10 protein-coding genes are annotated in these 11,082 nt (G+C 57.4%); 6 read left to right on the top strand and 4 right to left on the bottom strand.

Translation table 11 applies throughout. From position 1 onward, the window contains the following. From SA339_13630 to SA339_13605, 6 genes are all read left to right on the top strand, one after another. Nucleotides 1-289, top strand: a 289-nt coding sequence (locus tag SA339_13630; protein ID MDW5564250.1) for a hypothetical protein, incomplete at its 5' end; no start/stop codon positions are given. A gap of 11 nt (nt 290-300) precedes the next feature. Further along, nucleotides 301-813 (top strand): chemotaxis protein CheW, encoded by a 513-nt coding sequence (locus SA339_13625; protein ID MDW5564249.1) that lies wholly within the window; start codon nt 301-303, stop codon nt 811-813. A gap of 816 nt (nt 814-1,629) precedes the next feature. Beyond that, nucleotides 1,630-3,360: an ABC transporter ATP-binding protein gene (locus SA339_13620; GenBank protein ID MDW5564248.1), complete on the top strand. Its 1,731-nt coding sequence runs from the start codon at nt 1,630-1,632 to the stop codon at nt 3,358-3,360. After that, nucleotides 3,357-5,156: an ABC transporter ATP-binding protein gene (locus SA339_13615; protein ID MDW5564247.1), complete on the top strand. Its 1,800-nt coding sequence runs from the start codon at nt 3,357-3,359 to the stop codon at nt 5,154-5,156. Before SA339_13620 ends, SA339_13615 begins: the two co-directional genes overlap by 4 nt. Beyond that, nucleotides 5,153-5,683: a hypothetical protein gene (locus SA339_13610; GenBank protein MDW5564246.1), complete on the top strand. Its 531-nt coding sequence runs from the start codon at nt 5,153-5,155 to the stop codon at nt 5,681-5,683. The genes SA339_13615 and SA339_13610 overlap by 4 nt, the downstream gene beginning before the upstream one ends. 27 nt (nt 5,684-5,710) lie before the next feature. Then, nucleotides 5,711-6,670: a polyphosphate kinase 2 family protein gene (locus SA339_13605; GenBank protein MDW5564245.1), complete on the top strand. Its 960-nt coding sequence runs from the start codon at nt 5,711-5,713 to the stop codon at nt 6,668-6,670. Between the two features lie 39 nt (nt 6,671-6,709). On the opposite strand, the gene SA339_13600 is transcribed toward SA339_13605, so the two are convergent. From SA339_13600 to SA339_13585, 4 genes are all read right to left on the bottom strand, one after another. Further along, a complete protein-coding gene (locus tag SA339_13600) occupies nt 6,710-6,952 on the bottom strand; it encodes a hypothetical protein (protein ID MDW5564244.1) in 243 nt (80 codons plus the stop codon). Nucleotides 6,953-7,170: 218 nt separating this feature from the next. Continuing rightward, nucleotides 7,171-7,767, bottom strand: coding sequence for a nitroreductase (locus SA339_13595; GenBank protein ID MDW5564243.1), 597 nt, complete (start codon nt 7,765-7,767; stop codon nt 7,171-7,173). A gap of 894 nt (nt 7,768-8,661) precedes the next feature. Further along, nucleotides 8,662-10,008: a right-handed parallel beta-helix repeat-containing protein gene (locus SA339_13590; GenBank protein ID MDW5564242.1), complete on the bottom strand. Its 1,347-nt coding sequence runs from the start codon at nt 10,006-10,008 to the stop codon at nt 8,662-8,664. Nucleotides 10,009-10,346: 338 nt separating this feature from the next. Beyond that, nucleotides 10,347-10,931 carry a phosphatase PAP2 family protein gene (locus SA339_13585; protein MDW5564241.1) on the bottom strand — a complete coding sequence of 195 codons (585 nt, stop codon included), beginning with the start codon at nt 10,929-10,931 and terminating at the stop codon, nt 10,347-10,349. Nucleotides 10,932-11,082 lie beyond the last annotated feature (151 nt).

Raw genomic sequence — 11,082 nt, 5'->3', positions numbered from 1 at the left:
CGAGGAGTCGGCGTCGTCCACCCAGGAGCTCACGGCGAGCATGGAGGACATGACCGCCAGGGCGCAGTCGCTCAGCGAGATGGCCGTGAACCTCCAGCGGGTGGCAGGGACCTTCATCATCGATGAGAAATCCTCTGGAACGACGGGGACGAGCCTGCTTCCAGTGCCAACACAGCGTTCGGTCACCAAGCCGGCGGCCAAAGTGCATCCTGGAAGGAGCGAGGCTCCCAAGGTTCCCCAGAAGGTGAAAGAGGCGCTCGGCAAGAGAGGCATAAAGGCCTCGGTCTAAGGGGCGATACCTTGGCCAGAAGAAAGAGGGAAAAGGTAGAGCTCAATGGGGACGAGGAGCAGCTCGTCTCCTTCATCTTGGGCAAGGAGACCTTCGGGGTGAAGGTCTCCCAGATCCGGGAGATCGGAAAGGTGAAGGATATCACCAAGGTGCCGATGATGGCCGACTACATCGTCGGGGTCATGAACCTGCGTGGGCAGATCACCACGGTGATCGACCTCAAGAAGCGGTTCGGCATATTATCAGAGGAGGGCACCACATCCCAGTCCAGGATCATCATTGCCGAGGTTGGGAACAACCAGATTGGGATGATCGTGGACTCGGTGAAGGACGTCATGCGGGTCCCCCGTTCGAGCATCTCCCCACCGCCAAAGACCATGTCAGTTTCGCTTGACTCGTCCCACCTCGTCGGGATCTGCAAGCTCAAGGACAAGCTGATCATGTTGCTGGACATAGACAGCATGGTCAACAAGGACCAAATCACAACGGTCGTGAGCCAGATGGACCTGGCTCCGACCACTTAATCATTTTTTACTCAATGTCTCGATAATGGGATGAGAATAAGGAATGGTAGGAAACCCCCATGACGTTGGTCGGTTCATCGAGGTGAGAAGGGTCCGGTCATGGTTTTTGCCGTGGAGGACCGGGTTCCTACCATCATGAGAATGGGTTACCGATATTTATAAAGATAATGTTTCAAATATAATAATATGAAAGGAGAAAGCAGGAATTCTACAGGAGTATGTGGTCAAGAAATACAAGGGAAGCCCCTAGGAGGTTTGGCACCCGTTCGCTAGACATTTTGGAGGATTCACATGTCTCGGAAGGTTAATGACTGGGGCTTCCCTTCAAATTAAATGACCCACGCATCAGCTTAAAACAATTGTGCCGTGGGTTCTCTTATTATCAACTCAGATATCAGTAAAACTCATACTATCGAGCCTCTGCTCCCGCCTCTCCAGCTAACGATATGCCCATCTTATCAGCGCCTGGGGAACTAGTTCTGCGGAACCAAAGTTGAGACCTATCAAATGTACCTCCGACACCCGCCAATTTTAATAGTGCCTATTTTTAATTGCCAGCATGGATCAACCCCATGGACTAGTGCTAAGGTCACAATGATCAGCTGGCAGGCTTAGGGCCTCATGCGGGTACCATCATCTGCCCGATTATGCGCGGATCCGGACAGGCTAAGGGGGACACCCAGGCCCTAATAGGAAAGGGTCGATAGTCCGAACAACGGTTATATAGGGCGAGAATAGAGTAGATGAGCAAGGTAAGCGGCATCGCCCGGAGCGTGGACCGGCATGGTGGATTTCTTTCCGAACCTCAGGCGGATGATGAGAATATACCGAGGGGCCTGGCCATCTCTGGTGATCTCCCAGCTGTTCGCCCTCGCGGCAGCCACGTTCATACTGCTCATACCCACCCAGGTTTCCAGGATAATCAACCTGGGCATCTACCAGAACAACCTAGGTGCCGTGGTGGACTCGTCTCTCCTCATGCTTCTCTTCGCCGGCCTGGCTGGGTTCTGCTTGTTCATGACCCTCACTTACGCCGTCCTTTTCGCCGAGGGCACCGGCAACTTTCTCCGAACCCGCACATATGAGAGGGTCCAGAGCCTCTCGTTCAAGAACCTCGACGGGATCCCCATCGGGGAGATGCTGGCTCGCCTCACCAACGATATCTCCCAAATAAATCAGGCCGTGCAGCTCAGTGTTCGGTTCCTTCTGTACTCAGCCTTCATGATCGTTGTCGCCCTCATACTTGTTCTCTTGGGCAGCCCGTCTCTGGTCTGGATACTCGTCGTCGTGATCCCGGCGACCGCGGTCGTCCTGGGAGGAGTCGCCATCGTGTTGCAGAAGCTATACAAGGTTCGCCAACAGCGGGTCGGCGAGCTGAACCGGACGTTGCAGGAGGACTTCGCCGGCATCAGGGTGGTCAAATCCTTTGTCCGGCAAGATTACGAGAGGGAGCGATTCGACAGGGCTAACACTGCCCTTCAGGAGGCGTCCACCGCTCCCATGAGGAACACAGCGATTATCATCCCGTCGGTGTTCCTCATTCTGGGAGTGGCCAACGGCCTGGCCATTTGGTTCGGAGGGGCCGACGTCCTCGCAGGAAGGGTCCAAGTAGGCGAGCTGGTGGCCTTCAGCCAATACATCATGATCATCCTTGGCCAGATGATCGTTCTGTCGGTGGTCTTCCCCCAGATCACCGCGGCCGAGGCCTCAGCGGCGCGTCTAGCGCAAATACTCGACACTCCGGCCGACGTCAAGGACAAGGACGATGCCAAGCCCATCGAGATCAGCAGGATACAGGGCCGAGTGGCGTTCGAGGACGTGTCCTTCTCCTACTCCGGGGACGGCACGTCCAATCTCGAGGGGATTAACCTGATCATCGAGCCTGGAGAGACCGTCGCTCTTCTGGGTTCCACCGGGGCGGGGAAGACCACTCTGATCAATCTGCTGCCTCGGTTCTACGACGTGACTTCGGGCCGGGTGACCATCGACGGTATCGACGTACGGGACTTTCCCCAAGAGCAGCTGAGGGAGATCGTGGTCACCGCCCTCCAGAAGGCCGTGCTGTTCAGCGGGACCGTAGGAGGAAACATCAACTTCGGCCGGCCCGAGGCATCCATGGACGAAGCGATGGATGCTGCCAAGGTTTCTGACGCCCACGGCTTCATCTCCGCCATCCCCGAAGGCTATGATGCGAAGGTCGCCCGGCTAGGGGCGAACTTCTCCGGTGGACAGCGGCAACGGCTCTCCATCGCCCGGGCGGTGGTCACCCAGCCCAGGGTGCTCATTCTCGACGACAGCACCAGTGCGGTGGACGTCGCCACCGAGTCCCGGATCCAGGGCGCCATGGATAGCAAGCTCGCGGGAACGACCAAGCTGATCATAGCACAGCGCATCAGCACCGTGCTGACCGCCGACCGGATCGTCCTCATCGATGGGGGCAAGATCGTAGCCGAGGGAAGCCACAAGCAGCTGATGGTCACCAGTCCGCTGTACCGGGAGATATTCGATTCCCAGTTGGGCGGGCTGAGGAGGGAAGACGTGGCATGAGCGGCGGCAACGGTCGATCCAGGAACAGAGGACGAGCGGGGTGTCGCCTTCTGAGCTATCTGGCCATCAAAAAGGGTGAGTTCGCGGCCTCCCTTATCCTCATGACCGTTGGCGTCCTTTCCTTCCTCCTGATCTCCATCTTCCTGGGGCAAGCGGTTGGCCTCCTGGGGAGCGGTTCGGCCACCCTGTCGGAGGTCCGGGAATACGCAATCGTCATCGCGATCTCGGCGGTGGTGGCCGCGGTGACACTCTACGTCGCCTTCCGGCTCATCGCCCGGGTGACCCAGAACGCCCTCTATCGCCTCAGGAAGGACCTCTTCGATCACGTCATGGGTTTGTCCTTGGGATTCTTCGACCGCCAACCCATCGGGGAGCTGGTCAGCCGGATCAACAATGACACCGACGTCATCACTTCGCTGTTCCAGGGACCGTTCGGGACCATGATCCTCGGCTCCGTTATGCTGACCATCACTCTGGTGGCAATGCTGCTCCTCAACGCGATGCTGGCGGTCGCCGTGATCTTCCTGCTGCTGTTCCTGATGGGCGTGGTAACGCTCCTGATACGCACCGCTGGACCGGCCTACGCCCTGCTCCAGGAGAAGGTAGCCGACCTCAACGGGTTGATGGAGGAAACAATCTCAGGGGAGAGAGTGGTAATTGCCTACCGACAGCAGGATCGTGCCTCTCGCGAACTGTCCGTCGCCAGCAGGAAGGCCCGCGACACCGGGGCCAAGGCTCAGATCTTTGCCCTGACCACGATGCCGATGACCACTCTGTTCACCAACCTCATCATAGCGGTGGTCGCCCTGGTGGGGGCTGTAATGGTCATCCGCGCGCAGATGCCCGTCTCCACCCTGGTCACCTTTTTCTCCTTTGCTCAACTGCTGGTCATACCTCTGTTCACCATCTTCGCGAACTTCAACTATATCCTGGTGGCTCTGGCCGGAGCGAGGCGCATCTTTCAGATCCTCGACGAGAGGCCTGACGTGGTCGACCTCTCCGACGCTCCGCTTGACCTCGCAAAGGGGCATGTAGAGTTCAGGGACGTCGACTTCAGCTATGTTCAAGGGAGGAAGATACTCTCCGGGGTAAGCTTCGAGGCCAAGCCCGGCCAGATGATAGGGTTATGCGGGCCGACCGGTGCTGGCAAGAGCACGATAATCAACATCCTGACAAGATACTATGACCTAGACAGTGGCACGATCCTCGTTGACGGGCAGGACATTAGCAGAGTGAGGCAAGACTCCCTGCGCAGCCAGATAGCCGCGGTCCAGCAGGAACCGTTCCTGTTCTCGGACACCGTGATGAACAACCTCAGGTACGGCCGGGAGGACGCTACCGATGAGGAGTGCCTGAAAGCGGCCATGGAAGCCAATTGCGACGAGTTCGTACGCCATCTTCCCAACGGTTACGAGACAATGCTCAGCGAGGGGGGCGCGAACCTCAGTCAGGGACAGCGGCAACTATTGACCATAGCCCGGACCATGATCGCCGACCCCCGGATGCTGATCCTCGATGAAGCCACCAGTAACGTCGATACAAGGACCGAACGCAAGATACAGGAGGCGATCCGTAAGTTGCAGGAGGGCCGCACCAGCTTCGTAATCGCCCACCGCCTGAGCACCATCCGGTACGCCGATCAGATCCTGGTCATCAATGATAAGAGGATAATTGAGCGGGGCACCCACGAGGAACTCATGACGCGCAGAGGATTCTACTACGATTTGTACATGGGACAGTACAAGGGAAAGGTGTCCGAGGTGTTGCCGATGAGCGAGGAGGCGATCGCTAAATGATCAAGGGAATCGATCTGACGAAGGAGGATCGAGGGCTGCTGGCCACCACCGCCAGCATGGTGGGGCATGCGATTCTTATTGCCAATCGCGACGTCCCTCGTAGGGTGAGGAAGAAGGCCAAGGCATTGAAGGAGGCCTACTCCTCGGCGGCCAAGCGGTTCGCGTCCAACACGCTGGTGCAGGAAGCGGTTGTTGAGGCCGAAAGGGCCTCGGGCGAAGAAGTCTCCTTCCGATCCCTCCGCAAGGGGAGGGAGGAATACCTGGATAAGACGCTGCAGGCCTGCCGGAAGGTATCCCAGATCCTGGCTGAGAAGGCGTCCCCGGTAGAGGGGGAGGAATTCAAACAATGGCTGTTGGCCATCGGTGAGGCGGTCGGCGAGTCGGTGGCCAGCGGTGAGCTGTTGGGTATCGGCCTAGAGAGGTACAGCGAGGAGGAGATCGACACCCTGAAGGCGGTAGCCGAGGCATTGGGGATCAAGGGGTACCGCGCCCCAAAGGCTAGGACGATCCAGGTGGGGAGGGCATAGACGGCCCTATGGCTGGGGAGTAGGCTCATGTCGGTGACGGGCAACAGGAAACTTCGGCGGGAGATCTTCGAGAACCTGCTGGTACGGCCGGGGGAGAATGTGAGGCTGAAGGACCGCGAAACCGGTTGGGCCCCGCATGAGGAGCTGAAGAGGATGGGGAAGGACGAGGTCCGGGAGCAGGCCAGCGAGGTCCTGGATAAGAACCTCGCCGAGCTGAGGGAAGCTCAGGAGTTGTTGTGGGCTTCCGATACCTATTCCGTGCTTATCATCTTCCAAGGCATGGACGCAGCAGGGAAGGACGGCATAATCAAGCACGTTATGTCTGGGGTGAACCCTTCCGGCTGCCAGGTCACCAGCTTCAAGCGGCCATCGGCGGAAGAACTGGATCATACCTTCCTGTGGCGGCAGATGAGGGCAGTCCCGGAGAGGGGCATGATCGGCATCTTCAACCGCTCCCATTACGAAGAAGTCCTAGTGATCAAGGTCCATCCCGAGCTCCTCCGGCTGCAGAAGCTTCCCGAGACCACGTGTGGCAAGGACCTCTGGCGGGAGCGGTACGATGATATAAACTCCTTCGAACGGCATCTTAGCCGCAACGGAACGGTCATCCTAAAATTCTTCCTCCACATCTCCAAGGAGGAACAGCGGCGGCGATTCTTGGACCGGTTGGAGGATCCCAAGAAGTTGTGGAAGTTCTCCGCTGCGGACGCCCAGGAGCGTGACCACTGGGCCGCGTACAAGGACGCCTTCGAGGACATGCTCAACAACACCAGCACCAAATGGGCCCCTTGGTACGTTATTCCTTCCGACTACAAATGGGCCGCCCGGACCCTGGTGGCGGCAGTGATCACCGGCACCATAAGGCAGCTCGATCTCCACTATCCAGAGGTGTCGGCGGAAGGGCTTGCCGAACTTGCCCAGGTCAGGGCACGTCTGATCAGCGAAAATGGGAAGAAGGCCAAGGGGAAAAAAGGTGCAAAGGGGTAAGGCTAGAACGGAAGCTCTGCCATCGAACTGCCCGCACTTTCACTCCCTTGCAACAGGCAAGACCCTCTTCTCCGGGTCCTCGTAATGCTCCACCTCAATGGTCACGTTCGGCTTGATCCCAGCTACCGCCGGCAACAGGTGGTTCAGGACCTGCTCAGCGGTCGCATCATACCTCCGCCCCTGCGAACTGATCTTGAACCAGCCCCCGCGGTCCTTGAAATAGAACTCGGTAAAGCCCTTGCCATGAAGTTTTACGACGTAGGTCTCGTTCATCAAGTTCATGGCCCAAGCATCACCGTCCCCGCATAAAAAGAGACTGAGGTCCGGCACTTCTAAATGATGGCTCGAAATCATAGGCCGGAAAATGCCGGTGATGGGAAGTCGGCGGCATATCCGCCTCATTGTCGAGAAGGGTCTTCGGGGGCGAACAAATCGCCTCCCTCGGAATCACCTCCCATGGCCACCGCTATGTCAAACTCGGACCCAGCCCCCTGGCGGGTTTATTTCAGCCAACCGAGTACCTGCGGCTCCCCCCTGGCCGACGGCCTCATCTCTTCCTTCTTGGGATACCCGAGGATTATAGGGGCCACCAGCTGGTGATCGGCGGGGACGTTGAGTTCCCTGACGAACTCGGGGTCATAGGTCAAACCCTTGGCGAAACCGATCCAGCAGCTGCCGAGGCCCAGGCTCTTCGCGGCAAGCATCATGTTCTCCGCGGCCAGGGAAGCATCCTCCACCGGAGTAAGGCAGGCCGGTGTGGCGAAGACGAACACGATGGCCGGAGCGCCGTAGAATATGTCATTGTTGGGGTTGGAGAGCTGCTTGACCATGTTGGCGGTCATGTCGTTCGGTCGCGCCTCGTTCATCTTCTGAAAGGCAGACAGGGACATAAGACGGCCCTTCTCGGCGTAGGCCTTGAGCTTGGACCTATTGGTTATGACGGCGAACCGCAGCCCCTGGGTGTTGGCACCGTTGGGAGCGTGAAACCCAGCCTTGATAATCTCTTGTAAAATATCTTCGGGAACGCTCTTGTCAGCATAGGCTCGGACGGAGCGGCGTTCGTAGATGTTTTTCATGATCTCGTTGGTGATGGTCATGGCCATTAGATGGCCGAGTGGAATATTAACTGTTCTCTCCGTCGTCCATTCTCCCTCTGGAGGGGTCCTGCAATACGCTACTCGAAGTCTGGAACCCTTTCTCTACTGCCAAGCCGGCCTGCCCATTCATGGGAAGCCGCCTAGCTCAGCACCACTCATGAGGGAATAGATTGGCGTCTTCAGGTATCGAAGGCCATTTCGGCTGGAGAGTCTCGAGTTTAGCTCGATACAGGGCTTGAAGCCTTGACAGGGCGGACGAACTCCACAATGACCAATCCGTGTGGGACCGTGCCATATGGTCACTTTTACTAGACACACTTTCACTCACCTCCCACCGCAAACGACGTCTTTTAGGTGGGAACATCTCGACGACGATGGAGAACGAATGCGCGGCTGCGATCAAGGCAAGGGAGTGTCCGGCATGCGGGGCCTCGAATCGCATCAAGTACGGGTTCAACGAATTATCCGTCGAGAGCCCATGCAGCTTCTGTGGGTCGATGGTGCTTTGGAAGCGAGGGGAAATGAATATCGACATGCTCCTTCACGATCTCCTGGAAACCGATGAGCCAAGGCTAGCTTCCCTCGACTGTTTCGATAAAAATAGTGGGGACATGAATCTATGCAATCATGCGGACGATCCCCCTGTAAAATAATGGGTGAGCTGCATGACGATCATGTAGGAATCCCCTAACAGATCACCATGGAGTAGATTCTGTCAGAATCCTTACAACGATTTACGGGGTTCTCCTTAAATATCGTTATGTTTTCAATATCGTTGATGGGGGTCCAGCCTTCTCCAACTTCCCCAACATTAAGTTTTTACTGGGCCCCCATCATCCCGATCCAGCGCTCTTTGGAGCTAGTTCCCTGGAGATACGCAACAGGGGAATCGATCTAGCCAGTGTCTCGGCCGTTCCCGGAGAAGGTGTTCGGCGAGATGGTGTTGCCGCTCCCGCTGTACACGCGGATGCCGAAGGAGGGGCAGTTGGTGATGGTGTTTCCAGTAACCACGTTGTTGCTTCCCACGATCGATATGCCGGCCATGCTGTCGTTCCATCCGGCATGGTTGATGGCGTTGTTGGTGACCCGGTTGTTTATCCCGACGAGGTGAATGGCATACCCTGGCGTGTCATTGATGGTATTGCCGTAGCACTGGCAGCCGTCACCGGCCAGCTCGATCCCCCCCTCGCCGGCGCTGGATGTCGAGTAGATGAGGTTGTTGCGCACCACGGTGTTGGTAGCCAGGTTGGTCGAGTTCCATCCGACGTTGATGCCAGGATGCTGAGAGTCCTGGCCGCAGTCGATGCAGGTGTTGTTCTCGATTAGGCCGCTGGAGACGATGTCCTCGGCCCCACGGGGGCTCAGCGACAGCCCGGAGGTCAGAGTGCGCTCCACGCGGTTGTTCCGCATTATGTTGTTGTCGATGTGCTGAACTATGCCGTCGTCTTCGCAGTAGAAGTAGCAGCCGCCCTGATCGCTGTCATGGATGTGACAGCGATCGATCAGCGAGTTCGAGCACCACGCCATCATGAAGGAGTCCCAGGTCGAGTTGTACGATTCCACGTTGACGATGGCGACGTTGGTGCAGCCCATGCACTCGATGTTGTCGTACGCTCCATCATGGATCTGGAGGTTGGCGATGATGAGATCATGACAGTTGTTGAACTCCATGGGGTTGCTGCCGGAAGTGGCGGACCTTTCCTCCCGGCTACCGTTCCATTCTCCGCCCTGCACTTCAAAGTTCTTCTGACCACTGGCAGTGAGCATGTATCCGGTCTCGTCGCTTCCCCATGTGACCGTTCCGTTCAGCACCAGGATGGTATAGCTGGGAATGTGGATCGTCTCGGTGATGATGAAATCGCCTTCTAGCAGGACGGCTTCTTTCGCCGTCCTCTCCGACGTCATTGAGTCAAGAGCGGTCTGGATGGCTGCGGAAGCGTCATCGCCGGTATAGAATGGCACACCATCGGTGTCGGTCACGTTGTAGGTGCCATCCTCGCCGGTGATGGTGTAGTCAAACACCGTCGGAGTGGTGGGTGTGGTCACCGGTCCACTTATCGCGGGAACGGTAAATGGGTAGAAAATGACGATGATTGTGATGACGATGACGATCGCCGCTACTAACATGACCATCCTGATACCGGGCTTCCTCCGGCGTCGATCGACCGGCGGACCTTTGGGTGTAGTCTCCGTTTCTCGACCGCCCCTGTGATCAAGATCGGGCGTGACATCATCGCTCATTCCCCCACCACGAGGACGTTCACTCATTATCGCTCTCCCTTCTTCAAAGGAAGCAACGGAGCAATAAGAATAACTCATGAACCTAGGCGCTGACTGGCCGAATCTCCAGGCCAGGCAAAACCGTTAATAATTGTTGTTCGGAGAGTGATGAGTCGGGCTGGGAACTGAATCCCCTAGCAACCACCGAGTATCATTGGGTTATCCTTCCCATCTTCCCAGCCGGCACCACAAGCTCCTTGATCGGCTCACCTTTGGGCTTGTTCAGCGCCCATCGGCCGATGTTGTAGAGAGGAGCCCCCGAAGGCCACCATGAAGTGCGGTCATCGATGGTCCGATGGTTATGGATCCCATCTGCGCTCCAGGTTCCGCAGCCAGACGACGACCTTGTCCCTTGCCCCGGCGTATGTATTGTCATGCGATCTGACCCATTGCATCACGAGCGCCAGCAGGATGCCGAGGAGCGCCCCTGTCAGGACATCTGACGGCCAGTGCACTCCCAGGTACACCCTGCTGAGGCCGATGAGGGCGGCAAGCATGTAGGCCACAGCGCCCCACCGGACCTTGGTTCCCAGGGCAATCAGCGTCGCCACGGCGAAGGCCAAGGTGGTGTGGCCGCTGGGCATGGAATAGCCACCCGGATCTGTGATAAAGCCCCACTGAAGCATGTGCACGTCCGCAAGTATGGCGTATGGTCGATCACGGGCGATGAGCAGCTTCAGCCCCTCAACGGCAAGCGATGCGACGATTAGCAGGACGACGACATCGAATCCCAGCTCCCGTTGCTTGCGCCACCACAGAACGGGTGCGGCAAGCAACAAGATGTACCACGCCCCCAGGGCAGTGAAAAAGACCATTGTCAGGTCCAGAAACGAATCGGAGCCCGCATGGTTCAGGGCGCGAAATATAATTTCGTCGAGGTACATGCAACAGTCCTTCGATGGAGGTCGATGGGCCGAGATGATGAATTTATTGTGTCCATCAAACCAGGATTTTGAAGATCGCCCCGATCGTCCGATCATTGACCGTGCTGCCGATAAGGCAAAGGGCGGCTCTCAACGTCAGGTCCGGTAGGCA

The sequence above is a fragment of the Methanomassiliicoccus sp. genome, from assembly GCA_033485155.1.
GTDB lineage: Archaea > Thermoplasmatota > Thermoplasmata > Methanomassiliicoccales > Methanomassiliicoccaceae > UBA6.
This window is presented reverse-complemented; position numbering and strand designations above follow the sequence as displayed.

Coding starts and splice junctions, on each gene's coding strand:
- SA339_13620 (MDW5564248.1), top strand. CDS start 1,630: ATGAGAATATACCGAGGGGCCTGGCCATCTCTGGTGATCTCCCAGCTG.
- SA339_13615 (MDW5564247.1), top strand. CDS start 3,357: ATGAGCGGCGGCAACGGTCGATCCAGGAACAGAGGACGAGCGGGGTGT.
- SA339_13610 (MDW5564246.1), top strand. CDS start 5,153: ATGATCAAGGGAATCGATCTGACGAAGGAGGATCGAGGGCTGCTGGCC.
- SA339_13605 (MDW5564245.1), top strand. CDS start 5,711: ATGTCGGTGACGGGCAACAGGAAACTTCGGCGGGAGATCTTCGAGAAC.
- SA339_13600 (MDW5564244.1), bottom strand. CDS start 6,952: ATGAACTTGATGAACGAGACCTACGTCGTAAAACTTCATGGCAAGGGC.
- SA339_13595 (MDW5564243.1), bottom strand. CDS start 7,767: ATGACCATCACCAACGAGATCATGAAAAACATCTACGAACGCCGCTCC.
- SA339_13590 (MDW5564242.1), bottom strand. CDS start 10,008: ATGAGCGATGATGTCACGCCCGATCTTGATCACAGGGGCGGTCGAGAA.
- SA339_13585 (MDW5564241.1), bottom strand. CDS start 10,931: ATGTACCTCGACGAAATTATATTTCGCGCCCTGAACCATGCGGGCTCC.